At 51.9% G+C, this 26,449-nt stretch carries 28 protein-coding genes; 19 read left to right on the top strand and 9 right to left on the bottom strand.

Annotated elements, in window-relative coordinates:
- The first annotated feature begins 10 nt into the window (after nucleotides 1–10).
- The 3 genes from KFE80_07105 to lpdA are packed head-to-tail and all read left to right on the top strand — an operon-like array spanning nucleotide 11 to nucleotide 4,097.
- Nucleotides 11–1,027 (top strand): alpha-ketoacid dehydrogenase subunit beta, encoded by a 1,017-nt coding sequence (locus KFE80_07105; GenBank protein UTW46665.1) that lies wholly within the window; start codon nucleotides 11–13, stop codon nucleotides 1,025–1,027.
- A gap of 9 nt (nucleotides 1,028–1,036) precedes the next feature.
- Complete coding sequence (locus KFE80_07100) at nucleotides 1,037–2,644, top strand: 2-oxo acid dehydrogenase subunit E2 (protein ID UTW44176.1); 1,608 nt, start codon at nucleotides 1,037–1,039, stop codon at nucleotides 2,642–2,644.
- Nucleotides 2,645–2,690: 46 nt separating this feature from the next.
- Nucleotides 2,691–4,097, top strand: coding sequence for a dihydrolipoyl dehydrogenase (gene lpdA / locus KFE80_07095; protein ID UTW44175.1), 1,407 nt, complete (start codon nucleotides 2,691–2,693; stop codon nucleotides 4,095–4,097).
- 171 nt (nucleotides 4,098–4,268) lie between these two features.
- Here the strand turns inward: lpdA and KFE80_07090 are convergent, their stop codons facing one another.
- Both KFE80_07090 and KFE80_07085 read right to left on the bottom strand, forming a co-directional pair.
- On the bottom strand, nucleotides 4,269–4,883 hold the full coding sequence (locus KFE80_07090) for an AhpC/TSA family protein (protein ID UTW44174.1): 615 nt from the start codon (nucleotides 4,881–4,883) through the stop codon (nucleotides 4,269–4,271).
- Nucleotides 4,884–4,958: 75 nt separating this feature from the next.
- Complete coding sequence (locus KFE80_07085; protein UTW44173.1) at nucleotides 4,959–5,414, bottom strand: Lrp/AsnC family transcriptional regulator; 456 nt, start codon at nucleotides 5,412–5,414, stop codon at nucleotides 4,959–4,961.
- Between the two features lie 324 nt (nucleotides 5,415–5,738).
- Here KFE80_07085 and KFE80_07080 point away from each other — a divergent pair, with 324 nt between their 5' ends.
- Nucleotides 5,739–7,394 carry an aminotransferase class V-fold PLP-dependent enzyme gene (locus KFE80_07080; protein UTW44172.1) on the top strand — a complete coding sequence of 552 codons (1,656 nt, stop codon included), beginning with the start codon at nucleotides 5,739–5,741 and terminating at the stop codon, nucleotides 7,392–7,394.
- A 100-nt stretch (nucleotides 7,395–7,494) separates the two neighbouring features.
- Nucleotides 7,495–8,289 (top strand): TIGR00266 family protein, encoded by a 795-nt coding sequence (locus tag KFE80_07075; GenBank protein UTW44171.1) that lies wholly within the window; start codon nucleotides 7,495–7,497, stop codon nucleotides 8,287–8,289.
- Between the two features lie 199 nt (nucleotides 8,290–8,488).
- On the opposite strand, the gene KFE80_07070 is transcribed toward KFE80_07075, so the two are convergent.
- The gene (locus KFE80_07070; protein UTW44170.1) at nucleotides 8,489–9,232 is read right to left on the bottom strand and encodes a gamma-glutamyl-gamma-aminobutyrate hydrolase family protein; all 744 of its coding nucleotides are present in this window, start codon (nucleotides 9,230–9,232) and stop codon (nucleotides 8,489–8,491) included.
- A 209-nt stretch (nucleotides 9,233–9,441) separates the two neighbouring features.
- On the opposite strand from KFE80_07070, the gene KFE80_07065 reads away from it, so the two are divergent.
- From KFE80_07065 to KFE80_07040, 6 genes are all read left to right on the top strand, one after another.
- On the top strand, nucleotides 9,442–10,338 hold the full coding sequence (locus tag KFE80_07065; GenBank protein UTW44169.1) for a DMT family transporter: 897 nt from the start codon (nucleotides 9,442–9,444) through the stop codon (nucleotides 10,336–10,338).
- A gap of 73 nt (nucleotides 10,339–10,411) precedes the next feature.
- A complete protein-coding gene (locus KFE80_07060) occupies nucleotides 10,412–11,338 on the top strand; it encodes an AraC family transcriptional regulator (GenBank protein ID UTW44168.1) in 927 nt (308 codons plus the stop codon).
- Between the two features lie 218 nt (nucleotides 11,339–11,556).
- Nucleotides 11,557–12,051 (top strand): YHS domain-containing protein, encoded by a 495-nt coding sequence (locus tag KFE80_07055; GenBank protein ID UTW44167.1) that lies wholly within the window; start codon nucleotides 11,557–11,559, stop codon nucleotides 12,049–12,051.
- A 78-nt stretch (nucleotides 12,052–12,129) separates the two neighbouring features.
- Nucleotides 12,130–12,519 carry a VOC family protein gene (locus KFE80_07050; GenBank protein ID UTW44166.1) on the top strand — a complete coding sequence of 130 codons (390 nt, stop codon included), beginning with the start codon at nucleotides 12,130–12,132 and terminating at the stop codon, nucleotides 12,517–12,519.
- A 124-nt stretch (nucleotides 12,520–12,643) separates the two neighbouring features.
- Nucleotides 12,644–13,051 carry an MAPEG family protein gene (locus KFE80_07045; GenBank protein UTW44165.1) on the top strand — a complete coding sequence of 136 codons (408 nt, stop codon included), beginning with the start codon at nucleotides 12,644–12,646 and terminating at the stop codon, nucleotides 13,049–13,051.
- A 128-nt stretch (nucleotides 13,052–13,179) separates the two neighbouring features.
- The gene (locus KFE80_07040) at nucleotides 13,180–13,740 is read left to right on the top strand and encodes a cytochrome b (protein ID UTW46664.1); all 561 of its coding nucleotides are present in this window, start codon (nucleotides 13,180–13,182) and stop codon (nucleotides 13,738–13,740) included.
- On the opposite strand, the gene KFE80_07035 is transcribed toward KFE80_07040, so the two are convergent.
- The 4 genes from KFE80_07035 to KFE80_07020 form a co-directional block, all read right to left on the bottom strand.
- A complete protein-coding gene (locus KFE80_07035) occupies nucleotides 13,737–14,450 on the bottom strand; it encodes a hypothetical protein (protein ID UTW44164.1) in 714 nt (237 codons plus the stop codon). The two genes, KFE80_07040 and KFE80_07035, sit on opposite strands and share 4 nt — an antisense overlap.
- A 105-nt stretch (nucleotides 14,451–14,555) precedes the next feature.
- On the bottom strand, nucleotides 14,556–15,125 hold the full coding sequence (locus tag KFE80_07030; GenBank protein ID UTW44163.1) for a hypothetical protein: 570 nt from the start codon (nucleotides 15,123–15,125) through the stop codon (nucleotides 14,556–14,558).
- Between the two features lie 56 nt (nucleotides 15,126–15,181).
- On the bottom strand, nucleotides 15,182–15,883 hold the full coding sequence (locus KFE80_07025) for a DUF4377 domain-containing protein (GenBank protein UTW44162.1): 702 nt from the start codon (nucleotides 15,881–15,883) through the stop codon (nucleotides 15,182–15,184).
- 82 nt (nucleotides 15,884–15,965) lie between these two features.
- Complete coding sequence (locus KFE80_07020; GenBank protein UTW44161.1) at nucleotides 15,966–17,867, bottom strand: ATP-binding cassette domain-containing protein; 1,902 nt, start codon at nucleotides 17,865–17,867, stop codon at nucleotides 15,966–15,968.
- A 333-nt stretch (nucleotides 17,868–18,200) separates the two neighbouring features.
- On the opposite strand from KFE80_07020, the gene KFE80_07015 reads away from it, so the two are divergent.
- From KFE80_07015 to KFE80_06995, 5 genes are all read left to right on the top strand, one after another.
- Entirely contained in the window at nucleotides 18,201–18,506 is a 306-nt protein-coding gene (locus KFE80_07015) for a hypothetical protein (protein UTW44160.1), read from the top strand.
- Nucleotides 18,507–18,617: 111 nt separating this feature from the next.
- On the top strand, nucleotides 18,618–19,076 hold the full coding sequence (locus KFE80_07010; protein ID UTW44159.1) for a toll/interleukin-1 receptor domain-containing protein: 459 nt from the start codon (nucleotides 18,618–18,620) through the stop codon (nucleotides 19,074–19,076).
- A gap of 103 nt (nucleotides 19,077–19,179) precedes the next feature.
- On the top strand, nucleotides 19,180–19,818 hold the full coding sequence (locus KFE80_07005; GenBank protein UTW44158.1) for a hypothetical protein: 639 nt from the start codon (nucleotides 19,180–19,182) through the stop codon (nucleotides 19,816–19,818).
- Nucleotides 19,819–19,894: 76 nt separating this feature from the next.
- Nucleotides 19,895–20,401, top strand: a complete 507-nt coding sequence (locus tag KFE80_07000) for a DUF2199 domain-containing protein (GenBank protein ID UTW44157.1) — start codon at nucleotides 19,895–19,897, stop codon at nucleotides 20,399–20,401.
- A gap of 73 nt (nucleotides 20,402–20,474) precedes the next feature.
- On the top strand, nucleotides 20,475–20,846 hold the full coding sequence (locus tag KFE80_06995) for a hypothetical protein (GenBank protein ID UTW44156.1): 372 nt from the start codon (nucleotides 20,475–20,477) through the stop codon (nucleotides 20,844–20,846).
- A 72-nt stretch (nucleotides 20,847–20,918) separates the two neighbouring features.
- On the opposite strand, the gene KFE80_06990 is transcribed toward KFE80_06995, so the two are convergent.
- Nucleotides 20,919–21,665, bottom strand: a complete 747-nt coding sequence (locus KFE80_06990; GenBank protein ID UTW44155.1) for an alpha/beta hydrolase — start codon at nucleotides 21,663–21,665, stop codon at nucleotides 20,919–20,921.
- A 52-nt stretch (nucleotides 21,666–21,717) separates the two neighbouring features.
- Nucleotides 21,718–22,440 carry a ComF family protein gene (locus KFE80_06985; protein ID UTW44154.1) on the bottom strand — a complete coding sequence of 241 codons (723 nt, stop codon included), beginning with the start codon at nucleotides 22,438–22,440 and terminating at the stop codon, nucleotides 21,718–21,720.
- A gap of 129 nt (nucleotides 22,441–22,569) precedes the next feature.
- On the opposite strand from KFE80_06985, the gene bioB reads away from it, so the two are divergent.
- From bioB to bioC, 3 genes are read left to right on the top strand one after another with little or no spacing between them, the layout of a single operon-like run.
- Nucleotides 22,570–23,622 (top strand): biotin synthase BioB, encoded by a 1,053-nt coding sequence (bioB, locus tag KFE80_06980; protein UTW46663.1) that lies wholly within the window; start codon nucleotides 22,570–22,572, stop codon nucleotides 23,620–23,622.
- Nucleotides 23,623–23,662: 40 nt separating this feature from the next.
- A complete protein-coding gene (gene bioF, locus KFE80_06975) occupies nucleotides 23,663–24,844 on the top strand; it encodes an 8-amino-7-oxononanoate synthase (protein UTW44153.1) in 1,182 nt (393 codons plus the stop codon).
- Between the two features lie 11 nt (nucleotides 24,845–24,855).
- Nucleotides 24,856–26,436: a malonyl-ACP O-methyltransferase BioC gene (bioC, locus tag KFE80_06970; GenBank protein UTW44152.1), complete on the top strand. Its 1,581-nt coding sequence runs from the start codon at nucleotides 24,856–24,858 to the stop codon at nucleotides 26,434–26,436.
- Nucleotides 26,437–26,449: the final 13 nt, after the last annotated feature.

Below are 26,449 nucleotides of genomic sequence, written 5' to 3'. Positions count from 1 at the left end.
GACAGTGACCATGGCTCAAATGAATATGATTCAGGCCCTCAACTCCGCCCAGGACAATCTGCTGGCGAAAGACCCCAGTGTGATTATTTACGGCGAGGATGTGGGCTATTTTGGTGGGGTTTTCCGGGTAACCGCTGGCTTGCAGGAAAAGTACGGCAAGCAGCGCGTATTTGATGCCCCGATCTCCGAGGGCGGCATTGTCGGTACCGCCATCGGTATGGGAGTAAACGGTTTGCGCCCGGTGGTGGAAATCCAGTTTGCCGATTACATCTACCCCGCCTATGACCAGATCGTGTCTGAACTGGCCAAGTTGCGCTATCGAAGCAACGGCATGTTTACCGCGCCGGTCACCATTCGCACTCCTTGTGGTGGTGGTATTCGCGGCGGTCAGACCCACTCCCAAAGCCCCGAAGCCATTTTCACCCACGTGGCCGGGCTCAAAGTGGTGATGCCATCGAATCCTTACGATGCCAAAGGCTTGCTGATTGCGGCCATTGAAGACGATGACCCGGTGATCTTTTTCGAACCCAAGCGGCTGTATAACGGCCCCTTTGATGGTGACCCTCACCAGGCGGCTGTGGGCTGGAATACCCATCCCAAAGGGGAAGTGCCGGAAGGGTATTACAAACTGGATATCGGTGTGGCGGAAGTCAGCCGTCCGGGCAACGACGTAACCATTGTCACCTACGGCACCATGGTGCATGTGGCTGAAGCCGCCGTGGAGGCCGCAGGTATCGATGCCGAAGTGATTGATGTGCGCACTCTGTTGCCGCTGGACATCGACACCATTGCCGAGTCAGTCAACAAAACCGGTCGCTGTGTGGTGGTGCACGAGGCAACCCGAACCAGCGGTTTTGGAGCTGAGCTGGTGACGCAGATTCAGGAAGCCAGCTTCTGGCGCCTGGAGGCACCCATCGAGCGAGTAACTGGTTGGGATACGCCTTACCCACACGCCATGGAATGGGATTACTTTCCTGGCCAACAGCGCATCATAGACGCCATTCATAAAACTCTGGACAACCGATAGGGGGCACAGGTGGGCCAATACGTATTCAAATTGCCGGATCTCGGCGAAGGCACTGTCGAATCGGAAATTGTCGAGTGGTATGTCAAACCCGGTGAAGTGGTGGTGCAAGACCAGCACATTGCCGATGTGATGACCGACAAAGCCAATGTGGAGCTCACCGCTCCAGTGGCTGGCGTGGTGGTTTCCCTGGCTGGTAATGCGGGCGATGTGATTGCGGTCGGCTCTGAACTGATTCGCTTTGAGGTTGAAGGTGAAGGTAATGCCGCTGCGGTGGAGGCCGCTCCCAGTGAGCAAGCACCGACTGCCGAGCCAGCAGCTACCGAGCCTGAAACAGAAAGCATCGCCAGTGCCCCCGCAGCGGGCAGGTTCGTCTTTAAGTTGCCGGATTTGGGAGAGGGCACGGTTGAATCGGAAATCGTGGAATGGCACGTGTCGGTTGGCGATTCGGTGAAGCAAGATCAGGTGATTGCCGATGTCATGACCGATAAAGCCACAGTCGAACTCACTGCGCCAGTGTCAGGTACCGTTACCTCCCTGGCTGGCGCTGCTGGGGATGTGATTGCGGTGGGCTCTGAATTGATTACCTTTGCCACAGAAGGAGCCATCGATACCGCAAGCAGCAATGCTACGAACCAGGCTCCACCAGCCGCGATTGAAAAGCCCGCTGTGGCACCCGCGGTATCAGAGCCCAGGCCTGTTTCAGCGCCGCCGTCAGTTTCTGTTGCCACATCGGTACCTGTTAGTAGCCACAGCGGCCCGGTGCTGGCTTCGCCAGCGGTTCGTCGCCGTGCTTTGGAAGCGGAAGTGGATCTGTCGGATGTGACCGGTACTGGCCCCGTTGGCCGTATCGAACACGGTGACCTGGATGCCTTTCTCTCCGGTGGCCAAGGGTCGGCAGCGACCCACATTTGCAGAAAGAGAACCGGGGTAACCGAAATTCCGGTGCGCGGCTTGCGCCGCATGATTGCCCAGAAAATGCAGCAGTCCAAGCGTCAGATTCCCCACTTTACTTACGTGGAAGAAGTGGACGTTACTGAGCTTGAGGCACTGCGCCAGCACATGAATGCAACTCGCCATAGCGACCAGCCTAAACTGTCGTTGTTGGCGTACATCATGCAGGGCGTCACCAAAGTGATGGCCGAATTCCCCCAGTTTAATGCCATCTACGATGACGCCAACGACGTTATTTTGCGTCACCACGGCGTGCATCTGGGCATAGCGGCCCAAACCGACGATGGCCTCAAGGTACCGGTGGTCAAGCACGCCGAAGCTCTGGATGTTTGGGGTCTGGCCAGCGAGATGATGCGCGTGGCGACTGCCGCCAAGAACAACACCGCCAGCAAAGATGAGCTAACCGGTGGCACTATCACTATTACCAGTCTTGGCCCACTGGGTGGCCTGGTTCACACCCCGGTGATTAATTATCCGGAAGTGGCGATTATCGGCACCAATAACATGGTCGAGCGCCCGGTGGTTCGTGACGGTGATATCGTAGTGCGCAAAATGATGAATATTTCCTCGTCGTTCGACCACCGGGTAATTGATGGTTACGAGGCTGCGCAAATGATCCAGCGGTTGCGACAGCTGTTGGAATACCCTGCCACCCTGTTTGTTTGATGCCCTTCGCGGGCATGACGAAAAGTCAGCTAATGAGATTGTATTGATGAAAAAACGCTGCAAAGTTCTGGTTGTCGGTGCAGGCCCTGGCGGTTACGTAGCTGCTATTCGAGCTGGCCAGTTAGGCTTGGATACAGTGATTGTGGAAGCCGCTCGCCCCGGTGGTACCTGCCTCAATGTGGGCTGTATTCCCTCCAAAGCGATGATTCACGCCGCGACCCGTTTTGAAGAATTGAACAAGCACTTTGGCGAGCCTCATATGGGCATCAGCGTTGCCAGCAAGCCTGAGCTGGATATGGCTGCTGTGGTCGATTGGAAAAACGGCATTGTGCAAAAGCTGACCAGTGGTATTGGCCAGCTGCTGAAAAAAGCCAAAGTGGAGCGGGTTGAAGGTTGGGCCACCTTTCGCGACGCTAAAACCTGTGATGTAGAAACCGAGGCCGGCACCGTTACTGTTCATGCGGAGCACGTTATTTTGGCCAATGGGTCGGTTTCCACAGAACTGCCATTTATGCCCTACGGTGGCAATGTGATTTCCTCCACCGAAGCCTTGCAACTGAACGAAGTGCCCGAGAACTTGGCGGTGGTGGGGGCTGGCTATATTGGCCTTGAACTGGGAATGGCGATGCGCAAATTGGGCGCTAACGTCACTTTTGTTGAAGCCCTGGATCGCATTCTGCCGATCTACGATAAAGAGATGACCCGCCCCATTGAAACCTGGCTGAAAAAGCATCAGGTGGATGTTCACCTGGCGGCGAAAGCCAAAGGGGTGGTGGACAAAGCTGGTAAAACTTACCTGCAATATCAGGACAGCAATGGCAATGACCAGGAAGTGATTGCCGATAAAGTATTGGTGACCGTCGGCCGAAAACCCAATACCCAGGGCTGGGGCCTGGAAAACATGTGTGTGGATATGGAAGGCGGCTTTGTAAAGGTAGACAACCAGTGCCGCACCTCCATGAAAAACGTATGGGCCATTGGCGATTTGGTGGGTGAGCCTCTGCTGGCTCACAAAGCGTCTGCACAGGGAGAAATGGTGGCGGAAATTATCGCTGGCCAGCGCCGGGAGTTTGATCCGGTGGCGATTCCCGCAGTGTGTTTTACCGAGCCGGAAATTTGTGGTGTGGGTTTAACACCGGATGAGGCCAGTGCTCAGGGTATCGATGTGGTTACCGGCAAATTTCCTTTCGCTGCCAGTGGCCGGGCTCTGGCCATGGACGCCGGTGCCGATGGTGGTTTTGTACGCATTACCGCGCGTAAAGACAGCCATGTAATTGTGGGTATTCACGCAGTGGGTGCCCATGTGTCGGAACTCTCTGGTGAATTTGCCCTGGCATTGGAGATGGGCGCGCGACTGGAAGATATTGCGGGCACCATTCATGTGCACCCCACCCTGACTGAGGGTACTTTTGAAGCGGCGCTGGCTTCATTGGGGCATGCGATTCATATTTAGAGTTAGCTGCGAGCTTCTTGCTGCGGGCTACGAGCAGTTTGTGCCAAATAAAAAAACCGAGCTCTGTATTAGAGCTCGGTTTTTGCTTTTTTACCCATTTAATTCATGGTTTGCACATGAAACTTGCTTGGGCAGCCCGTAGCTAGCCGCCAGCTGCCCGGAGCGAATGATTTATTTCGCAGCCTTGGCCGCTGCCAGCAGTTCATCGGCGGATAGACGTGTGGTGTAATCCGGGTTCGAGTAGGTGTAGGCAATTTTGTCACCCTTGAGGATAAACACCGAGGGTACCGGCAACTGGTGGTGAGATTCACCGGAAAAGCCTTCCAGTAATGTGATGATGCGGTCACCGTACTTTTCTTTGTACTCTTTGGCGGCGTCGAAGGCGATGCCAAAGGCTCTTGCGGCTTCGCCGCGGTTATCCGACAGCAGTTGATATTGCAGTTGTTCGCCGTTCACTGTGGTTTTTAATTTCTCTGGCATGTCCGGGCTGATACCCACAATGTCGTAGCCCATATCCAATAGTTGTTGCTGAATGCCCTGAATTTCGCGCAAGTGACGGTTGCAGTAGGGGCACCAGCCGCCACGGTAAAAAATGGCGATGGTCGGTTTTTCCAGTTGCGCAAGATTGACGTTATTCTGAGTGGACGAAGCTAACGTCACATTGGGAATGGCTTCGCCAGCCTTCAGTGGGTTGGTGTCGGCAGAAGATTCAGCCAATCCGGCAAAGCTCAGAGTGCCGTATAGCAGCAGGAGCAACGTGGTAAATGCAGCGGTAACCGTTTTCATAATGAAAATCCCTGTTGAGAAAAAGCAACCTAATTAGATTGCCGATAAATGCAAAGTTCCCAGTAAAACAGTGCTTTAAATATTATCCAATGGCAGTTCAGTGGTGTGCTTGATGGTTTCCATCACAAAACTGGAACTGACATCGAATAAATCCGCTTTAATCAGTTCCTGATACAGCTTGTCAAAACCCACCATGTCGGAAACCACCGCACGTACCAGGTAATCCAACTCACCACTCATGCGGTATACCTCCAAGACTTCGGCAATACCACTGACCACCTGACGAAACTCGTGCAGCCAGTTCTGGTTGTGCTGGTTGGTGCGAATGGAAATAAACACGGTCAGAGAAAGGTTGAGTTTCTCTGGGTCCAAAAGGGCGACCCGTGATTTGACCACCCCCTCGCTTTCAAGCTTTTGAATCCGCCGCCAACAAGCGGTTTTTGACAAGGATATGCGGTCGGCGATTTCAGCGACGGAGAGGGTTGCGTCCCGTTGCAGGGTCTCCAAAATGGCTTTGTCGAATTTGTCCATGGTTGAGCACATCCCCGATACAGTGATATTGTTTTTCGATTAGCTGATTTTTTGAAACAGTGTTGCGTATATTGCCTTATAGAACGCTGCAAATCACGACTTTGTTTTTCTTGTGTGCAGTGGGCGCTTACCTCTCAAATGCTGTTGGCGAATGTTTTGCCGATGGTTGCGCGTTTTTTCTGTTTCGCAGAAGTTAAAGATACTGAAACTTTGATCTAAATCATTGTGTGCAATTGCAGATTTAGCAACGAAATTTCTCGGGCGTTAAACTAAAATCCCGTCTTCGACGGTATTTCTCCCCTTTGAAGGCAAAAGGTTCTTTTGATGCAGCAACTTATAGAGTCGATCAACCAATCGGTGATTGGCGAGCGCCAGCAGATTGAAACCGCTTTTGGTGTTAAACCACTGGTGTACGCGGATTACACCGCCTCTGGTCGCTCCCTGGACTTTATTGAAGATTTTATTCGCCAGCGGGTGTTGCCGTACTACGCCAATACCCATACGGAAACCTCGTACACTGGCATGCAGACAACCCTGCTGCGAGAGCAGGCCCGGGATATTATCAAGCGATCCCTGAATTGCGGTGACGATGACCTGGTGTTGTTCTCCGGCCCCGGTGCCACGGCTGCCGTAGACAAGTTGATCGATATTCTCAACCTGCGTCTTCCCGCCGACCTCAGTGAGCGTCATCAATTGTTGGCTCAAATCCCCCAGGATCAGCGCCCGGTGGTGTTTATCGGCCCTTACGAGCACCATTCCAACGAGTTGCCCTGGCGGGAAACCATTGCCGATGTGGTGACCATTCCGCTCAGAGACAGCGGGGCAATGAACCTGGAAAGGTTAGAGGCGTCGTTGAAAGAGTACGCGGACAGGCCACTCAAGATTGGCAGCTTCTCAGCAGCTTCCAATGTCACCGGCTTGAAAACCGACGTTGATAGGGTGGCGCGCTTGCTGCACGCTCACAATGCCCTGTCGTTTTGGGATTACGCCGCGGCTTCGCCCTACGTGGGCATTGATATGAATGGCGCCGACGATGCTCATAAGGATGCGGTGTTTATCTCTCCCCATAAATTTGTTGGCGGCCCGGGTACGCCGGGAATTCTGGTGGCAAAGCGGTCAATTCTGTCGAACCGGGTACCGGCCATTGTCGGCGGCGGAACTGTAAAATACGTTACCCCGGAAGATCACCTGTACACAGATGATCTGGAGCGCCGCGAAGAGGGGGGGACTCCGGCCATTGTGGAGTCCATTCGTGCGGGTCTGGTGTTCCAGCTGCAGGCGGCGGTGGGCACCGACGAAATCGAGCGCCGGGAACATGACTTTATCACCCGCGCCATTGCCCGCTGGCGTCAGCACCCGGATATCGAAATTCTGGGTTGCCCGGACTCCGATCGCCTGTCCATCATTTCCCTGCAACTCAAGCACAAGGGTAAAAACCTGCATTACGGGTTTGTGGTAGCTGTGCTCAACGATCTGTTTGGCATTCAGTCCCGTGGCGGTTGTTCTTGTGCCGGGCCTTACGGTCATGAATTGCTGGGCATGGACATGGCGTACAGCAAAGCCCTGGAAGCGGAAATGGATAAAGGTTTGATGATTCTGCGGCCGGGCTGGATTCGCATGAACTTCAATTACTTTATTGATGAAGAGACTTTTGAGTATTTGGTGAGAGCGGTGGAGCTGGTGGCAGAGCACGGTTACAAACTGCTGCCTTATTACCGCTTTGAATCCAGCCACGGAGTGTGGCTCTACCAGAACCGCCGCATGCCGATTGCGGTGGATCTGGAAGCGATCAGCTATGAATCCGGCAGTTTTCAGGCTTCAGATCACCGCCTGGGCAAAGAGGAAAACCCTTTGCAGCACTTCCTTGATATTGCTGAAGCAGAGCTTACCAAGCAAGAGCGAGATGCCACTGTGTTTGCTCTGGAGTTACCGCCTAGCGCGGAAAAACTGCGCTGGTTTTCACTGCCTCAAGACGATTGATCAATACTTGAGTGTAGAGAATTTCTGATATTCAATAATAGCCCCGCCGTCGCGGGGCTTTTTGTTTTTACGCATGCCGAAATACATAGAGGGACGGAATATGCCGCAGCATTGCCACGAAGTAGATTACGACATCAAAGGCCATGATATTCAGCTGGTGGAAGTGGAGCTGGATCCCGGCGAAACCGTTATTGCCGAAGCCGGAGCCATGACCTACATGGAGGAAAGCATCGACTTTAAAACCAAGATGGGGGATGGCTCTGATCCGGATCAGGGAATCATGGGCAAGCTGTTCAGCGCTGGCAAGCGTATGCTCACAGGCGAGTCGATTTTTACCACCCACTTTACCAATACTGGCGTGGGTAAAAAGCGGGTGGCGTTTTCCGCCCCTTACCCCGGCACCATTGTCGCTCTGGATATGGAAAAAGAAGGCGGCAAAATTACCTGCCAGAAGGATGCATTTCTGGCTGCAGCACTGGGTACCAAAATCAGCATTACCTTTAACAAGCGCTTGGGTGCGGGTTTCTTTGGCGGTGAAGGTTTTATTTTGCAAACCATCGAAGGCGACGGCATGGCCTTTGTCCACGCCGGTGGCACTTTGGTGCGCAAGGAGTTGAACGGCGAAACCCTGCGGGTTGATACCGGCTGTTTGGTGGCCTTTTCCCAAGGTATTGATTACAGCATTGAGCGGGCGGGTAATCTTAAATCCATGGTGTTTGGGGGTGAGGGATTATTCCTGGCGACCTTAAAGGGCACAGGTACGGTTTGGGTGCAGAGCTTGCCATTCTCGCGCCTCGCGGATCGTATTATCGAGAGCGCGCCGAGCCACGGTGGCTCCGACAAGGGTGAAGGGTCAGTGTTGGGGGGGATTGGCCGTATGGTGGATGGGAGTTAGCTGCGAGCGGCGGGCTACGGACTGCGGGCAGATCCAGCGTAATTGCTATATTGAGTACTGAATTCCGTTATTCTGAGCGGCGCAGCCGCATAAGTATCTCACAGGTTTCCGATTCTGAGATCCTTATGTAGTTGTTCTCCTCAGGGTAACACTCGCGCGGTACTGCTCGCCGCCCGAAGCTAGCTGCCCGCAGCTATTTTTATCGCGAACTCAATTGATGCTGCCTTCGCACTGGAGGCAGCAGTTCAATAAACGCACCAAATACCTGTTCCGCCAATTGTTGTGAGCGGGGTAGGGCATTGATGTTTTGCTGGCGAACGTCTTCCGCAGCCCCAGGTGCCAGCCGGGACAAATCATCCTGATGTTGGGGCACGGTTAACCAACGTTCGATAACGGATTCACAGGCCTCTAGGTGAAATTGCAAGCCGTAAGTGTTGGTGCCTACCCGAAATGCCTGGTTACGGCACCGATCACCATAGCTTAGCGGTACCGCATTAGCGGGCAAATCGAAGGTGTGGCCGTGCCACTGGAAGATGGTTTCAGTATTGGCAAAATGTTGACCAAGAGCGTCATTCGCTGCGTATTCGCTGGCGTGCACTGGGTGCCAACCAATTTCTACTGTGCTTGCCGGGAACACCTTTGCTCCAAGAGCGCTGGCAATCAATTGCGCCCCCAGGCAAATACCCAGAACCGGGATTTGCTGCTCCATAGCCTGTAAAATAGCCTGCTTTTCCAACGCCAGGTGAGGGTATTGTGCCTCTTGGCAAATATTCATTGGCCCACCCAGTACGATCAGGGCGGCGTAGTTATCCAGGGCCGGGATAGTGGCATCACCGCGGGCAAAATTGACGTAGCGAATCCGGTGGCGATGGCTGCGCAACATTGGGTCCAACAACCCCAAGGGCTCGTAGGGAACATGTTGGAATACCAGAACCTTTGCCATAAGGACACCTCAAAAAATGCACTATTTCCACGATAGCGGCGTTGGCGTCGTACTCGACTCCTCATGTATCCCTTATACACTGCGGGTCTCCGTGCGCCGCCGTCTTGCTCTCGCGAAAATATCACTATTTTTAGAAGTGCCCGTAATGCATTTTCGCGAACTTGATTGTAGAAAAATTTAAACCGCCAACAGCCTGAGGGCAACCCTTTATGCACTCTGATCGAAAAGGCTTTTTGGCCCTTTACGGCAAGATCGCGCTGCTGTCTTTCAATGGCCTGTTTGCCAAACTGATTCCCATGGATGCCACCACTATTTCGCAGCTGCGCAGTGTGGTGGCGTTTATTGGGTTGCTGCTGTTTTGCTGGCTGCAGGGCAGTAATTGGCGCTTGGGCAATTGGCGCCAAGGCGCAGGCGTTTACGCACTGGGCGTGTTGCTGGCGTTGCACTGGGTCACCTATTTTCACGCTATGCAGGTGTCCACGGTCGCTATTGGTATGCTGGCGCTGTTCAGTTACCCGGTGATCGCCATACTGCTGGAGCCGTGGATCGCTGCTCATGGACAGCGCCTTAAATTCACCGATCTGCTGGCCGGTGTGCTGGTGTTATTGGGGCTGACAGTGATGGTGTGGGAAGAGTTGAGCACATCCTTTGGTGGCCCGGTACTGATGGGGTGTTTTTGGGGAGTTCTGTCGGCTCTACTGTTTGCAGTGCGCAATTTGTTGCTAAAGCATCGTTACTCCCACGTGGCCAGCAGTAAATTGATTTTGCATCAAGTGTTGGCGGTGGCACTGGTGCTGCTGCCGTTTATGGATTTTCAATCGTTGCCGCAAATGACCGGCCAACACTGGCTATTGCTGCTAATGCTGGGTTTGTTGACCACCGCCGGTGCTCATACGCTGTTGGCAGTAAGCCTGAAACGCTTGCCGGTCAAAACTGTGTCTATCATCGGTTGTTCGCAGCCGGTACTGGGCGCGGTGGTAGCCTGGCTGGTACTTGGGGAGTCCGCCAGTATTTGGGTGATTGCTGGTGGTGCAATCATTTTGGGCGTAGCAGTGTACGAAATTTTGCAGCACGGCCGCCGCAGTGAGAGGCTGGCACCGGATTAATCTGCCTGGGTTGTGGAACTCACTGCAGCGATAACGCTCAGAGTAAGTTGCACAATGTTGATGCAGGCAACCCATGGATGTACTTGACGATATTCTCGATACCCTAAACCTGAAAGGCACGTTGTATTTTCGCACCGATTTTTCTTCGCCCTGGGCGGTTGAGGTGCCGAGTTTTGAAGAGGCCGCGCGCTTTCACCTGGTTGTACAAGGGCGTTGCCATGTGCAATTGCCATCCGGCCAAGCTTTGGAGTTGGGCCCAGGAGACCTGGTGCTGATTCCCCGTGGGGCCTCTCATGTTCTTTCCGATGCACCGGACAAAACAGCTCCGCCCCTGGAAACCGTACTCAAAGACGCCGGTTATAACGGCTGTGGTGTATTGGCGCTGGGTTCTGGTAACGCCAATGCCTCTACGCAAATGGTGTGCGGCCACTTCAGTTTTCGCGATGGCGCCAGTCATCCTATTCTGCGCTCGCTGCCGGATTACCTGATAACGTCTGCGGCAGACCGCGCCAAACAGCCGTTGTTGGACGAAACTTTGCGGCTGATTGTACGGCGGATTTTCTCCGACGCTCCCGGTTCTACCACCGCGGTCACACGCTTGTCGGAAATTGTGTTTATCGAATTACTGCGCGCAGGTATCGGTGCAAATCCGCAGATTGAATCCGCTTTGGAGGCGTTCAGTGATCCCAAAATTGGCCGCGCCTTGCAGTTGATTCACACTCGCCCGGAAGAGCCCTGGACCGTGGAGCGGCTGGCCTCAGAAGCGGCTATGTCGCGCAGCCGTTTTTCAGATCGGTTTCGAGAGTTGCTGGATACGGCACCCATGTCTTACCTGTCTGAATGGCGTTTGCAGAAGGCATTGGCCCTGTTGGATGACACTCGCATCAGTGTGCAGCAGGTGGCCAGTCAGATTGGCTATCAATCACCGGCGGCGTTTAGCCGCGCGTTTTGCGGCAAGTTTGGCGTTGCGCCTAAAGAGTATCGCAAAAGTGTGGCCTAACAAGCTCGCTTGATTCCTTTAAAGGCACTCATTGCAGTGCCTTTTTCATCTTTAAAAAATCCTTAAAAGTCAAATTTCTTTGCAAATCGTACTGATTTATTTGCAGAAAATCCCTTTATATTGGTCGGTAATTGATTCATCGTACCGGCGGGCGCAGTATCGCTTTCAGTGTCAACGGGCACCAAATCACGTTATCAATCACTGAAAGGAAAATGACCATGTCTAACGCAATTCGAAAAGTTATCGCCGTTTCCGCTATCGCTTTTGCCGCCAGCGCGGCCACCCTGCCGGCGCTGGCAGCGGATGAATACAATGTGAGTGGCGGCTTAACCGCTGCTGGTGCACCGTTGGCTGTTCACGGTGTTGACCCGGTTGCTTTTGTAAATACCGGTAATCGCTCTGCGGGCACTGCGGCCTATACAGAGGTTTACGACGGTGCGGCGTACTACTTCAACAGCGCACAAAACCGCGACGCTTTTAAGAAAAACCCCAAGAAGTACATGCCTCAAAACGGCGGCTTCTGCACCTTTGGAGTTTCCGTGGGTAAGAAGTTTGATGGCAACCCTCGCTACGCGGCGGTCGTCGACAACAAGCTTTACCTGTTCCTCAATGAAGAAATCTATAACGCCTTCCAAAAAGACCGCAAGGGCACCATCAAAAAAGCCAAGGCCAATTGGAAAAAAATTCGCAGTACAGCCGCTACCGACCTGTAAGGCTCGTCCCCCAAAGGCGCAGTATTCACTGCGCCTTTTTTACGTCGTTTTGAATGACCGAATCTGAGGAGATACCCAATGAATATTATCGACCACCTGAGCCTGGGCGTGCCCTGCATCGACCGCGCCTGTGAGTTTTATAACGGTTTGATGGAAACCCTGGGCAGCAGCTTGTTGGCATCTACCGAAGGCTTTGCTGCCTACGGCAATGGCGCTGTGCAGTTTTTGGTAATGAAGCCCGCAGATGGCGAGGATTACAGCGCCGGCAATGGCACACACATTTGCTTTGCCGCCCCCAGTCAGGCATCGGTGGATGCCTTTCACCAATACGCCATAGCCAAAGGTGGCCAGTGTGAGGGCGCTCCCGGCCCACGGCCGGGCTACCCCAAACCCGATGTCTACACCGCCTTTGTGCGCGACCCGTTTGGCAACAAGCTGGAAGCTATTCACAACGGTTTTTCTGCGTAGCGAACCATTAAACCGTTATTGCGAGGCCACAGGCGCTGACACTTCCCAGTCGCCCCCCTGCCAGCCTTATCGAGATCGCTGCACTGGACTCGCGATGACAACAAATTGTTTAAGGAGAACAATCATGCAAACTGCTTATTATTATTTGGCCCTGAGTGGCATGCTTACCGTACTGCTGTGGGTTCCCTATATTCTGGCCCGGGTGATGGTGTGGAAGTTGCCCACATTTTTGAACAACTACCCGGAAGGCTTTCCGGCCAAACAGCCTGAGCCGCCACTGTGGGCGCAGCGCGCTCATCGAGCCCACTTAAATATGGTGGAGACCCTGCCGGCATTTATTGCCGTTGTTGTCGCTGCAGGCTTTTTGGCTGGTCAGGAAGTCGGTGCTACCGTCGCCCAATGGGCGCAGGTATTTTTTATTGCCCGCATCGCCCATGCCGTGGTTTACCTGTTGGGTGTTCCCTACCTGCGCACGCCAGTTTACCTGGTGTCCTGGTTTGCGATTCTCGCCATTGGTGCGGCAATTCTGTAAAAAAGACCTTACTTGTTCGGCCATAGCCCCGCTAAAAGCGAGGCTATGGCATTGACTCTCGCTCATATCTGCGCCAGCCTTGCACACCAATAACAGCCGTTTGCAAATAAACGATGGAGAGGTGAGTGATGCAAGCAGATACCCGCCAGCAGTTAAGCAAAACCACGATTTCCCTGCACTGGGTCGTTGCCATTTTAATGATTGGCCTGTTGTCCACAGGGGTCTACATGGAGCAAACAAGTTCTTACTGGCTTTATGATTGGCACAAGTCTTTTGGAGTCGTTATTGCCTTGTTTGTGGTTGCCCGAATTATCTGGCGGATAAAGCAGGGCTGGCCACAGCATGTAGGCAGCTATACCGCTCTGGAAATTCTGCTGGCCAAATTGGTCCACTATCTATTGATTGTCGGCACCTTAGTGATGCCAGTGTCTGGCTTTCTGATGTCTGCTATGGGTGGTCATGGGGTGGCAGTATTTGGTTTTGAATTGTTTCATCACAACCCAGACCCGAACAACCCTGGGCGCGTGCTGCCCATAAACCCGGGGCTTGCCAGTACTGCTCACTCAATTCACTGGATTGCAGGCTACTGCATTATTGCTGGTGTGGTTCTGCATGTGGCCGGAGCTGTTAAACACCACGTGGCAGATAAAGACGGCACATTGCGGCGGATGCTGGGAAAGCGTGTTTAAAGTGCCGCTGCACTTTTTAAAAATTTTTTGAGGCTGGCAGCCACTTCAGCCAACGATTCAGAAACTGCTTTTAACTCTGCTCTTTTGATGGTTTCTGAAAAGTTAATATCGTCTTTTTGTTTTGTCGCAGAGAACTCGCTGGTGGAGACCGCTGTAAAAGGCACTATGCCGGTACGAACATCTAACATCACTGTTTCTACCGTGCAATACGCTTTGGTTATATTGGGGTTGATAACTCGATATTTTTGGAATGTCTGGCATTGGGTGCGATAGGCCAATAGTAAATCTGCCTGGTAACGTGCTGCTGCCTCTCTTAAGTAAGGCACGGTTCGCACTTCCGGTGTCAGCAGTGACGGCAGAAAAGAAGCATCGTAAATACGTGGTGATGATCTCAACTCACTAATAAAATCAGCAGCCATGCTGTCTGTAAGTTGATTGAAATCGTTCGAGTAAGAGCGCCACAGGTTGTCTTGGGATAATTTCAGGATGGCCAGTCGACTTTGATTTGGAAGCTTTAATTGGTAAGTCAGTATTCGAGAGATCTCTTGATCGGACAGCACAGCGTCAGAGCTAAACAGACTTTCTTGCGTATCGGTAGTGGGTTGTGAGCTTTGGTAGTAACTGCCATTGCGCGATTGGGTATCTACAGTCGAGAGAGTAGTGCACCCTGCTAGAGCTGTTATGACGAGTATTGTAAAAAAGTACTTCATATCTATTATCTTTGTTTTTTTATTCTTACTTTTAACGTGCAAAAAGATGATTCGGGTTACTTGGGTGATCAGCCGAATCCTGGTTGCCCCGGTTAAAGAGAGCTTTTACGAAGACAGTCGGCCAGGCTTAGAAACCGGCTTACCTTGCTCTGTGAAAAAAGGGTTGGGTTTATGACGGCCGCAGATCTTTCCTATCAACGCCTGCCTCATAATTTTGCGTATTAGCTTGCCGGGGAATTTGGGAGCTACTTCAGGATGAGGCGGTGTGCCAATAGCGTCTTGTCCCTGTACAAAATATTTCACCTGGCCTAATTCTTGGCGCTCAGCTTCGCTGGCAATAAAGCTGGTTATTAAGCCCACCAAAGGCATGCTAGCACTGAACGCATTGGCCACTGGGCTGTGGCAACAGGCGGTGTACCAACGCAGGGGGCCTTTTGGGGTAAGCCTTAAACAGCGCAATTGGTCACTGCCTTGGGTAATGGCCAGGCGGCACGGGGCCAATTGGAAAATGGAAGAGCCGCCATTACTGTCCAGCCACGTTTGTTTGTCCAGCTGTTTCATAAATTGCTGGCAATGGCTGCAGTAACAAACAATGTGGTTGCCCGACTTTGGGGAAACCGATGTGGCGCGGCCTTTGACAGCGCCACACTGGCATTGAAGGGATATGTCTGCCACGTTAATCACTCCTGTGATATGCCCTTAAAGCCTCCAGTGTGGCATGGCTAAGGTGGCTAATCCACCTTCTTGAAAACCAGCTGAGTATTGCCGCTTTCGTCTTGCAAGTGCAGTTCCAAGCCTTTAATGCGATAGCCGCGAACGGTTTCCAGCGCATTGTGAAAACGGTCAGCCAGTGCCATTTCTGGGCAGGCCATTTTGGTGCTGGCAGCATTGCCAAAAATAATGGCCTGAGTGTCTAATGTGTCGATAGTGCCAAATATCTGATTGCAGCTGTCGTTGCCGTTGAAGCGTCTCTCTGCAACATTGATTTCCAAGGTCGGGCGCTGTGACAATCCGTCATCAGGAATTTCAATCTCTGCACCTGCCAGTTGTTGCAATGCCCAGATATCATTGAGTGGTAATTCAGCTGGGACTTTTTTCTGAATAACTTTCACCAGGTGGTAGCTGCTTGACGGTGCATCCGCCGGTGTGTTTTCCGGTTCCAGTTGACGTTCGATTACAGATAACTGGTAAATGTAGCCGGGCTCAAAGTTAAAGCCTTCGATAGAGCTGTAAAAGTACTCCCATTTTTCCACTGCGGGATCATTATTACCCCGCTGCACTTGCAGACATTGCATAGGAGCTACGCCTTCGCAGGGAACCTTGGTACTGTTGACCCACAGTGAAAACGCAGTCTCTTGCTTCGCTTTGTTACTGCAAGCAGCGGTTGTTGCGAGCACTAATGCAATAGCGAGTGCCTTTGTATAACGGTACATGGGCAATATGTCCTTATGGTTGCTGTAAAAGTGGCTGGTTAAACCGTTAACTGAGCGATTGGTTGACGCCTTAGGGTATTTTTTAGGAACACTGTTCTTCCAGTTCGGCCCATCGCTCAATGGCTTCGTCCAGCTCTTGCTGAGCGCTGCCGAGTGCATCCAGTACCGGTTGAGTAGCATCGTGAGGCTGGCTGTAAAAATCCGCTGCAGATGTTTGTGCCGTCAGTTCAGCCACTTTGGCTTCCAAGGCTTCGATCTTTTCTGGCAGCTGATCCAATTCCAGTTGGTATTTGTAGGAAAGCTTTTTCTTTTTGGGTGCTGGCTTTGCTTCTGTGGCCACGTCGGTATCTGTTTTGGTGGTGCCTTCAACGGTCGCTTTTTTATTAAGCGACGGCAATGATTTACCCCGTTGTGACCAATCTTTGTAGCCGCCGACGTACTCGTTAACCAAGCCGTCGCCTTCAAATACCAGGCAGCTGGTGACTACGTTATCCAAAAATTCCCGGTCGTGGCTCACCAATAAAATGGTACCGTCGAACTGCAACAGAATCTCTTCCAGCAGTTCCAGAGTTTCCATATCCAGGTCGTTGGTGGGTTCGTCCAGTACCAGAACATTGGCAGGCTTGCTGAACAGGCGTGCCAGAATCAGCCGGTTTTGTTCACCGCCGGACAGGGATTTAACCGGTTGCCGGCAGCGATCCGGTGTGAACAAAAAGTCTTGCAGGTAACTGATAACGTGGCGATCTTTGCCGTTGATGGTGATAAATTCACGGCCTTCGGCCAAATTATCAATAACGGTTTTTTCGCCGTCCAATTGATTGCGCAGCTGGTCGAAGTACGCAATCTCCAGTTTGGTGCCCAGCTTCACAGAGCCGCTGTCGGAGGCTTCTTCACCCAGCAACATGCGCAGCAGGGTGGTTTTGCCCATACCGTTGGCACCAATAAAGCCAATACGATCGCCGCGCAGGATTTTCAGCGAGAAGTTGTTGGCGATGGCCTGGCCATCGTAACTTTTGCTGAGGCTTTTCGCCTCGGCGACCACTTTGCCAGACTGTGATGCGCTCTCCATACCAAAGCTGGCGTTGCCCTGGCGTTCGCGGCGTTCTGATCGCTCCGCGCGCATTTTTTCCAGGTCCCGCACCCGACCTTCGTTGCGGGTACGGCGAGCTTTAATACCCTGGCGAATCCAGACTTCTTCTTGAGCCAGTTTTTTATCAAACAGCTCATTGGCCCGCTGCTCTGCCGCCAGTTGCTGCTCCTGGAATGTTAAAAAGCCTTGATAGTCCCCATCCCAGCAGCGCAGTTTGCCCCGGTCTATTTCAATAATAGATGTGGCCATACGCTGCAAAAAGGCGCGGTCGTGGGTAATCACCAGCAGGGCGCCGCGAAAGTTCTCCAGCTGCTTTTCCAGCCATTGAATGGTAGGAATGTCCAGATGGTTAGTGGGCTCATCCAGCAACAGAATATCCGGTTCGCTCACCAATGCCCGCGCCAGTGCCACCCGGCGACGCCAACCACCAGAGAGTGACTTCATGGGGGTGTCGGCAGGTAGCTCTAGCGTGTCGAGTACGGCATCGACTTTTTGACCAAAGCGCCAGCCGTCCTGGGCTTCGATTTGCTCCTGCACCCGGGAGAGCTTTTTCAGGCTGGCGTCATCCTGAGCTTCGGCAGACAAATGGTGGAATCGCTTCAACAGCTCTCCCAGTCCAGCCAGGCCAGAGGCTACGGTGTCGTACACACTGGTGCTGTCGGCAGCGGGTAGCTCCTGGTTCAGGTAGCTCACCGTCGTTCCCGGGCGCAGCCAAAATTCGCCACTGTCCGGGATAATTTGGCTATCCAACAGCTTCATAAAAGTGGATTTGCCCGCACCGTTGCGGCCCAGAATGCCAATGCGCTGGCCGCGATGAATGGTCAGGTTTTCCTCATCCAGCAGGATGTGGCTGCCAAAGGCGAGGGAGATGTCGGTGAGTTGTAGAAGAGGCATGTGAACACAACGGTATAAAACAGGCGCGCATTATTTCATAAAACACGCCAGAAAATCCGATATGGCTTCCCAATAAACGCCGTAAAAGGCAGTGCAAACTGTAGCGGATGCTCACATGTAAACTGCAGAATGCTCATATATAAGCCTAAGGTGTTTTTTTAATATATAAATCAGTGAGTTGTGTGTTCTCTGTAAAAATATGGGGAAACCTATTATGCTTGTTTTCGAAACCCCTCATATGCACCAAAAAGGAATTTGGCCCGCTCTAAAAAATTCCTTTCGGCTCAGTGAGTTAAATTCGAATAAGAGACAATCTTATTTGGCAAAGCGCGCATGCGCGATATACAAATGTTAAATGCTCAGGGAAAAATTATGGTAGATACTGGTACTTTCAATAGATTGTCCGCTGGTGAGCAAAGTGAGTATCAGCGTCACTCATCAAGGTTTGTACGCTCAGTTCTAAAATCGGATGCCGCTGATGGTTACGATTTTGAACAAAAGTATCATGTGAAAAATACTGAAGGGGCTTGGTGTTTAGCCAAGCCTGGAAGCAATCAACCATTTGCTGGCATTACCGTTAGCAGCAAGGCTGTTATCGAAGCATTACTTGCCGACGCAGTTCAAAACTATGGCAGGTAATGGGCATTTAACAAGCGTATGTTGGTCGCCCCTGCGGGGCTGGGACGGCCTTCGCGTCGCTCAGTCCGCCCCAAATACGGGCGTTCTATTTCATAGAATAAGGAGTGATAAATGACATCAGCTTTTATAAGCTACTCTGTTCAGGATGAGCACATGGCAAAAGGCTTGCACAAAATGACTTCTATGGCAGGAATCGAAACCTTTTTGGCTGGCATTTCTCTTGAACCAGGTTCCAACTGGACGGAAACAATTTTTAAAAACTTAGAACAGTCTGAATGGGTATTTTTCTTGGCCACTAAAAATTCTGTTAGCTCGGCGGCAGTTCAGCAAGAATTAGGTGCATCGTTAGTACAGAAAAAAACAATTATTCCCGTGTTAATTGATATTACACCAGAAGAATTGCCTGGTTGGGTGGGTAAGCATCAGGCAATCGACATAAAATCGTCTCCAGAACTTCTGCACTCTGTAATCGAAAAAATCGCTGAAAAAATCAAAGTAGACAAATTTTGGGCGGGTGTAATTGTTGGTGCCTTAGTCGTAGGCTTGATAGCCCTCGTAGCAAAATCATGAAATATAACAAGGTGCAGCACAACGCGACTGTGCCGCTCGGACAGCCTACGCGTTGTTTCGGCTGCCCGTGTGCACGGCGTTAAGGTAATCAGTTATTAGAGATATGGAATTAGACAAGAAATCCAAAGATCTTGGAAAAACACTAGTTAAACTTTTTGCAAAGGAACTTTATATAGCAGGCCTTTTAAAGGAAGAAGAGTTATCAGATTTAGAAAAAGTCGGAAGCTTAATCAAAGAATATATCCTAGATCATCCTGATGGCATTTATATGGTTACTGACCATAGGGAAACGCTATATAAAAAAGCTAAATCATTAATTGATTCAAATGAAGTTGAATTAGCCATTGTCGTATATGTTATGTTTTTCGAACATTCAATTAATAGTGTTATAACCAGAGCGCTAGAAAAGAAAGAAATATCAAAGAAAAGTAAGAATGAAATTTTAAGAAGCGCTAACCTAAAAGCAAAGCTGACTTGGGTGCTAGAGCTTCTAGAGCTGCCTAAGTTCAACGAAAAACATGTTAAGTTTATATTACAAATAGCAGATCAAAGAAATGCTTTTGTCCACTACAAATTTAATGCTTATAACGTAAATGATGACAAAACAGCGCCTCTAATCGAAATACTTAATGAGGCTGATAAGTCAGCAAAATATATAAAAACATATGAAGCCCGTGTTATTTATAATGGCAAGAAAAGCACTGTTAATAAAAAACTTTCAAACTTGGGCGGCAAACCCTAACAAGTGTAGGCAACAGGAAAACTACTTGCGTAGTTGCCGTTGTTTCAAGAGTTAGCCAAAAATTAGAATCAGATTTATGGCAGGAATTTTCAGTTTCAAATGTTCATGTTGCGAAGAGCAACATGAAGGATCTCCGAGCTTTGGATTCAAGGCTCCTGATCCTTGGTTGGGTCAGCCGGATGAGATAAAAGAAAAGGGCAAAGCTAGTGACGATCTTTGCTATTACACAGACGAAGATGGGACACATTATTTCGCAAGAGTCGTAATTGAAATTCCTATTCATGGTGTCTCTGACCCCTTTATGTGGGGAGTATGGGTATCCCTAAGCAAAGAAAGCTATGAGCACTATTTTGAAACTTGGGATGAGCCAGATTTAGAGCGCGGATACTTTGGGTGGTTCTGTAATGCGCTGCCGTATTATGAATCCACGCATTCACTAGCAGCTGACGTCTATCAACAGCCTGATGGTGCTCGGCCACACATTTTTTTACATGAAATAGATCATGAGCTTTACCATGATCAGGCTAACGGCATAAGTATTGAAAAAGCACAAAAAATTGCCGAGATTGCAATGCATGGCTAACAAATTATTCAAGCGGGAATCGTGCATTGTGTGCGTTTCTCCGCGGCGAGGCGCTGAAACTCAGCTAAAATTTATGAAGCCGTACATCCTAAAGTTTTCACTTATTGTCTTAATTCCATTTTTCTTGAGCTTGCAAATACTTTTTATGTATCGCGGGCATTTTTTTGCTATCGCAGAGGAATTTAGTAACGCAGCCATATATACGGAAAAAGCCGCACGAATTGAAAGCGGTGAGTTGGTGTTGTCTCAAAGTGAGATAGCCAAGCTATATCATAGCTTGGCTAAGGCTGACGAAAGTATTTCAACTGGTGCAAAGTTTATGGCAAATAGCACAATGTTTTACCTGTTTGGCTGGGTTGCCATTCTTGCTTTTCAGGTTGTTGTGTTAATCAAGGCATACTCAATCATTAAGAGTAACAGTTCAACTCAGCAAAAAGGGAAATAACAGGGCGGTGTTATTCACTGAGCAAAAAGCGCGCCTTAGACCGTGATACCTGCGTAGCGTCTACTCTACAACCTACAAACTTTGCAAAAACCCCCTAACCGCCTCCCAATAAGCCCCCGAATCCTCAAATTGCTCCCACAGTGCTCGTGAGCCGTGGTTGCCAGCACTCTCTGGCACAAAGCCCTGCTTCTTGCTGCCAGGTATGGCCTGGTAGATAGGCCGCCAGTTTTTTTCCTCTCGCTTGGCCGAGGTAATAAAAGCGGGTATTACGATGTTTTGGGCGCTGTTAGTAATAAACTTCTCACGGTTTGGCCCAGTTTTCTTAAAGTACTCACCCGGAGAAAAAGCCAGTACAGCATCGGCTATATCCGGTTGGTCGCCAGCGATCTTGAGTGACAGTGCCGATGAGTAAGAGCTGCCCCAAATAATCAGCTTGCCGCTGGCGTAGTGGCGTTTGGCGTACTCGATAGCGGCGAGCATATCGGGTATGGCTTCCAGGTAACTGGCAGGTTCTCCGTGTCGTTGTGCAGTGAGGTTGGCTACGTCATTCACGCCTTTGCCGGAGCGCTGATCCACCGCCATGGCGTTAAAGCCCAATGCATTGAGTTTGGGGGCGGTTTCCCGATATTCACCACGGCTCCATTTCGCCTGATGAAACAGCACAATAAACGGCGCGCTTTTGGGGTGTGGCTGGTACAGGTCGGCACTGATGGTAAGGCCGTCCGCGGATGGAAATTCGATGGTTTCGAAGGGTGTTTGCTCGCTGTGGGCAGCGGCGCTGAACAGCAGGCAGAAAAACAGGGCAATCAGGGGTTTCATGGTGGTTCTCCGCAGAGTGAAGGTTGTTCGACCATATAGGTAGCACAAGAGTTCAGTGGCCCGGAGGCGGTGTTCGTGCCACACACCACAAGTCTACTCTGGCCGCGCCGGAGGCCACCAGTAGTGAGGCAACGGCTCGCGCGGTACTGCCGGTGGTAACCACATCATCAACCAGGGCGATATGCAGGTCGGTTACCGGCTTGGCCACACTGAATTGCCCCTTCAAGTTCTTTTGGCGCTGCTTGCGCGGTAAGCCCTGCTGAGGCGGTGTGTGGTGGTGTTTGCGTAAATAACGGTAATTGCAGGCAATCCCCAGCCGCGCTGACAGTTGCCGGGCCAGATCGTAGCTCTGGTTAAACCCTCGTGACAATTGGCGGCGCCAGTGCAGTGGTACCGGCAAGATTAATTGCGGCAGTGCCCCATCCAGGCTCAGGGTGATTTTCGTGTGCAGCAGTGTAGCTAATACCCGCCCGGCGGCAAAGTTGGCGCTGTGCTTGTAGTGAGAGATCAGCTGGCTGATGGGTGGTTGATATTCGAAGGCGGCGATGCATTGTTGCCACGGTGGAGTGCTACTCAGGCATTCTCCGCATAGCTGCTCTTTATCATTCTGAATCAAGGGTAGGGCGCATTGCTGACAGTGGTGGTGCAGCCAGGGTAACTCCATTTGGCAGGGGTGGCACAGGGGTAATAGGTGGGATGTTGGGTTGTCGCACAATAGGCAGCGGCTGGGTATGTGTTCTGCCAAGTAGTGCTTGAGGCGCTGAAGGGTAAACATCCGCTGTTAACCTTGAGGTGGGTTTTGGGTTGACAGATAACCGATGATCTCTAAGATGCTCAGTTAGCTTCCATTTTCCATTAAGGATACACCATGAGTGCCAGCCAATACGCCAGTTCTTACCAGGGCATGCCTTACCAGAGTACCGTTCGCAACGATTGGACCCGCCAGCAGGTTCTCGATCTGTTTACGTTGCCCTTCAATGATCTGCTGTTTCAGGCACAGCTGGTACATCGCGCTCACTTTAATCCCAATGAGGTGCAGCTGAGTACATTGCTGTCCATCAAAACCGGGGCCTGCCCGGAGGACTGCAAGTACTGCCCCCAGAGTGTTCGTTACGACACCGGCCTGGAGCGGGAAAAGCTGATGGAAGTGGAAAAGGTGGTGGAACAGGCCAAATTAGCTAAAGCATCCGGTGCATCCCGTTTTTGCATGGGCGCGGCCTGGCGCTCCCCCAAAGCTCGGGACTTGAAAGTAGTGACCGAAATGGTCAAAGAGGTAAAGGCACTGGGTATGGAAACCTGTATGACTTTGGGAATGCTCACCGATGAGCAGGCCAAAGAGCTGGCGGATGCTGGGCTCGATTACTACAACCACAATCTGGATACCTCGCCGGAATACTACGGCGACATTATTACCACCCGTACCTATCAAGACCGCCTGGATACCCTGGCTAACGTTCGCGATGCCGGTATGAAAGTCTGTGCTGGTGGCATTGTCGGTATGGGTGAGGGCCAGAAAGACCGCGCTGGGTTGCTGATGCAACTGGCCAACCTGCCGCAACACCCGGAATCGGTGCCCATCAATATGTTGGTGAAAGTGGCCGGCACCCCAATGGAAGAACAGGAAGACCTGGACGATTTTGAATTCCTGCGCACCATTGCCGTCGCCCGCATTATGATGCCCAAATCCCATGTGCGCCTGTCGGCGGGTCGGGAAACCATGAACGAGCAAATGCAGGCACTGGCGTTTATGGCCGGTGCCAACTCCATCTTTTACTGCGACAAACTGCTGACCACCCCCAACCCCAAAGCCAACAAGGACATGGAGCTGTTTGACAAGCTGGGCATCAAGCCGGAGGAATACCGGGTAGAGCGGGACAACGAAGAAGAGGCGGCGCAGTTACACCAGGCCATCACTGACGCAGAGAACGACAAGTTTTTCTACGATGCGGCCAAGTAACTGAACGCTGGAATGGGAGACGTAATATGAGTGCTCCTCAATGTCGTTAGACCGGGTTTTACAGCCCGCTTTGCAGCAGCGCAAAGCCGCGCATCTCTACCGCCAGCGCTACCAACTTCAATCCGCCTCTGGGCCGGAAGTGGTGGTAGACGGCGAGCGCTATCTGGCGTTTTGCAGCAACGATTATCTGGGCTTGGCCAATCACCCAGAGGTGGCCGCAGCACTGCAAAACAGTGCCGGCCAATATGGCGTTGGCAGTGGCGCTTCGCACCTGATCTATGGCCATTCACGGGAACACCACGCTCTGGAAGAGGAGTTGGCGGATTTTACCGGCAGGCCTCGGGCACTGCTGTTTTCCACTGGCTATATGGCCAATATGGGCACCATTGCTGCCTTGGCGGATCGCGGCGATACGGTATTTGAAGACCGGCTTAATCACGCCTCCCTGTTGGATGGCGGCCTGCTGAGCCGAGCGGATTTTTGCCGCTACCGCAGCCTCGATGAATTGAGCCGTCGCCTGAGCAATACCCCGGTGGGCCGCAAACTGGTGGTTACCGATGGGGTTTTCAGCATGGACGGCAATGTGGCTGAACTGCCTGAGCTGGCCAGTCTGTGCCAACAGCAGGATGCCTGGCTGATGGTGGATGATGCCCACGGTTTTGGCGTACTGGGCAAGCAAGGTGGCGGCTGTGCTGACTACTTTGGTTTAGGCGTTGCACAGCTGCCAATACTGGTGGGCACGTTAGGGAAGGGCTTTGGCACATTCGGTGCTTTTGTGGCGGGCAGTGATGCGTTGATTGAAACCCTGATCCAGTTCGCCCGCCCTTATATTTTTACCACGGCAATGCCCCCAGCCGTGGCTGCGGCAACCCGCACCAGTTTGCATTTGCTGCAAACAGAGCACTGGCGACGGGAAAAGTTACAGCAACTGATTGCGCGGTTTCGCCATGGGGCCGAGCAGCTGGGCTTGCAGTTAATGGATTCACAAACGCCGATACAACCGGTGTTGCTGAACGATGATGAACTCACCGTTCGTGTGGGCCAGCAGCTCAAGCAGCGAGGCATACTGGTGGGGGCTATTCGCCCTCCCACTGTGCCGAAAGGCACCGGGCGTCTGCGCATTACCCTGAGTGCTGAACACAGCGAGCAGCAGGTTGACCGGCTGTTGGATGAATTGGAAAAAGTAATCATCTGTCATTCCCGCACAGGCGGGAATCCATAAGAGAGTTGAGAATGACAGAAGCAGCTTTGCAACTGACTACGCCTACACTGCATTTGGCCTACTTGCCGGGCCCGGAAAATCAGCTACCGTTGGTGTTACTCCACGGTTGGGGGGCAGACAGCGGTATTTTTACCGATTTCGCCAGCGCACTGGCCGAAACACAACCTGTGATGTTGGTGGACTTTCCGGGATTTGGTGGCAGCGATGTTTGGCCACAAGTGGACTTGGATAGCTTGTTGAATGCGTTATCGCAACAACTGCCGGAACGCTTTAACTTGCTGGGCTGGTCTTTAGGGGGGATGCTGGCGACCGCCTTTTGCGCCCGTTGCCCTCAACGTGTGAATAAACTGATCACCCTGGCTACCAATGTTTGCTTTGTGGCTCGTGATACCTGGCACTCAGCCATGGAAAAAACCACATTTGCACAGTTTTGTCAGTTCTTTGATCGTGACCCAGCAGCCTGTTTGAAGCAGTTTATTGGCCTTGAGGCCCAAGGAGATCAGCAGCAACGTCAGTTGTTAAAAACCTTGCGCCCTTTTGCTCAGGCAGCGACCAATTCAAATTGGAACCAGGCACTGGCACTGCTCGGCGAGTTGGATAATCGTCGTGCCTTAGCCGAGTTGCCGGTACCGGGCTTACACCTGTTTGGCGAGCAGGACGTATTGGTACCTGCCAAAGCCGCTGCAAACATTGCTGTCCTTAACCGCCAGCAACGAGTTGAGGTGATTGCCAATGCTGGCCATAGCTTGCAGCTGTCTGCTGCGCAGCAAGTGATAGAGAACGTGCGGCAGTTTTTGCGTGTTGAGCCCGAAGAGGCTCAGCTGAACAAAAAAAATGTGGCGGATTCGTTCAGTCGTGCGGCGGCCAGCTACGATGGCGCGGCGGCTTTACAGCGCAAGGTGGCTGATCGCCTGTTGGAAAAAATTCCCTCTGGTGTGGCACCCCAGTCCATTCTCGATGTGGGTTGTGGCACCGGTTATCTGTCGGCGGGAGTGCGCAATAAATACCCCGATGCGCATTTGAGCGCATTGGACTTTGCCCCCGGTATGATCGCCTACGCTCAGACTCACCGCCCGGTGGCAGACCGTTGGTTGTGTGCCGACGCTGAAGCGTTACCGCTGGCGAACAACAGTGTTGACCTGGTGGTATCTAGCCTGACCTACCAATGGTGCGAGTCTCCGGGCCAGTGGGGGGCAGAGTTGGATCGCGTGCTAACCGATGGCGGTGTGGCGGTGTTTAGTACCTTTGCACCGGGCACATTGGCGGAGCTGCGCGCTGCCTGGCAGGAAGTGGATGACCAAGTTCACGTCAATCGCTTTATTCCGGTAGAGCAATTGCAGCAACAATTGGAGAGCGCTGGCTTGCAGTGCGAACTGACCGTAGAGACTCTGTGCCCCCGCTATGACGATTTGAAAACGCTGATGCGAGAACTCAAGGCAATTGGCGCGCACAACGTCAATCGAGGCCGCCCCAGTGCTTTGACCGGGCGCCAAAAACTGCGAGCTCTGGTGGATGCCTACGAACCGTTTCGCGATGACCTGGGTCGTCTGCCCGCTACTTACCAAGTGGTGTATGGGGTGGTGAGGAAGTAATACATCGCCGATA

The sequence above is a fragment of the bacterium SCSIO 12696 genome, assembly GCA_024397955.1.
Taxonomy (GTDB): Bacteria; Pseudomonadota; Gammaproteobacteria; order Pseudomonadales; family Porticoccaceae; genus SCSIO-12696.
This window is presented reverse-complemented; position numbering and strand designations above follow the sequence as displayed.

Coding starts and splice junctions, on each gene's coding strand:
- lpdA (UTW44175.1), top strand. CDS start 2,691: ATGAAAAAACGCTGCAAAGTTCTGGTTGTCGGTGCAGGCCCTGGCGGT.
- KFE80_07055 (UTW44167.1), top strand. CDS start 11,557: ATGTCTAACGCAATTCGAAAAGTTATCGCCGTTTCCGCTATCGCTTTT.
- KFE80_07020 (UTW44161.1), bottom strand. CDS start 17,867: ATGCCTCTTCTACAACTCACCGACATCTCCCTCGCCTTTGGCAGCCAC.
- KFE80_07085 (UTW44173.1), bottom strand. CDS start 5,414: ATGGACAAATTCGACAAAGCCATTTTGGAGACCCTGCAACGGGACGCA.
- KFE80_07000 (UTW44157.1), top strand. CDS start 19,895: ATGGCAGGAATTTTCAGTTTCAAATGTTCATGTTGCGAAGAGCAACAT.
- KFE80_07045 (UTW44165.1), top strand. CDS start 12,644: ATGCAAACTGCTTATTATTATTTGGCCCTGAGTGGCATGCTTACCGTA.
- bioF (UTW44153.1), top strand. CDS start 23,663: ATGTCGTTAGACCGGGTTTTACAGCCCGCTTTGCAGCAGCGCAAAGCC.
- KFE80_07015 (UTW44160.1), top strand. CDS start 18,201: ATGCGCGATATACAAATGTTAAATGCTCAGGGAAAAATTATGGTAGAT.
- KFE80_07105 (UTW46665.1), top strand. CDS start 11: ATGGCTCAAATGAATATGATTCAGGCCCTCAACTCCGCCCAGGACAAT.
- KFE80_07025 (UTW44162.1), bottom strand. CDS start 15,883: ATGTACCGTTATACAAAGGCACTCGCTATTGCATTAGTGCTCGCAACA.
- KFE80_06995 (UTW44156.1), top strand. CDS start 20,475: ATGAAGCCGTACATCCTAAAGTTTTCACTTATTGTCTTAATTCCATTT.
- KFE80_07035 (UTW44164.1), bottom strand. CDS start 14,450: ATGAAGTACTTTTTTACAATACTCGTCATAACAGCTCTAGCAGGGTGC.
- KFE80_07050 (UTW44166.1), top strand. CDS start 12,130: ATGAATATTATCGACCACCTGAGCCTGGGCGTGCCCTGCATCGACCGC.
- KFE80_07070 (UTW44170.1), bottom strand. CDS start 9,232: ATGGCAAAGGTTCTGGTATTCCAACATGTTCCCTACGAGCCCTTGGGG.
- KFE80_07065 (UTW44169.1), top strand. CDS start 9,442: ATGCACTCTGATCGAAAAGGCTTTTTGGCCCTTTACGGCAAGATCGCG.
- KFE80_07040 (UTW46664.1), top strand. CDS start 13,180: ATGCAAGCAGATACCCGCCAGCAGTTAAGCAAAACCACGATTTCCCTG.
- KFE80_07060 (UTW44168.1), top strand. CDS start 10,412: ATGGATGTACTTGACGATATTCTCGATACCCTAAACCTGAAAGGCACG.
- KFE80_07005 (UTW44158.1), top strand. CDS start 19,180: ATGGAATTAGACAAGAAATCCAAAGATCTTGGAAAAACACTAGTTAAA.
- KFE80_07090 (UTW44174.1), bottom strand. CDS start 4,883: ATGAAAACGGTTACCGCTGCATTTACCACGTTGCTCCTGCTGCTATAC.
- KFE80_06990 (UTW44155.1), bottom strand. CDS start 21,665: ATGAAACCCCTGATTGCCCTGTTTTTCTGCCTGCTGTTCAGCGCCGCT.
- KFE80_07075 (UTW44171.1), top strand. CDS start 7,495: ATGCCGCAGCATTGCCACGAAGTAGATTACGACATCAAAGGCCATGAT.
- bioB (UTW46663.1), top strand. CDS start 22,570: ATGCCTTACCAGAGTACCGTTCGCAACGATTGGACCCGCCAGCAGGTT.
- KFE80_06985 (UTW44154.1), bottom strand. CDS start 22,440: ATGTTTACCCTTCAGCGCCTCAAGCACTACTTGGCAGAACACATACCC.
- KFE80_07010 (UTW44159.1), top strand. CDS start 18,618: ATGACATCAGCTTTTATAAGCTACTCTGTTCAGGATGAGCACATGGCA.
- KFE80_07080 (UTW44172.1), top strand. CDS start 5,739: ATGCAGCAACTTATAGAGTCGATCAACCAATCGGTGATTGGCGAGCGC.
- bioC (UTW44152.1), top strand. CDS start 24,856: ATGACAGAAGCAGCTTTGCAACTGACTACGCCTACACTGCATTTGGCC.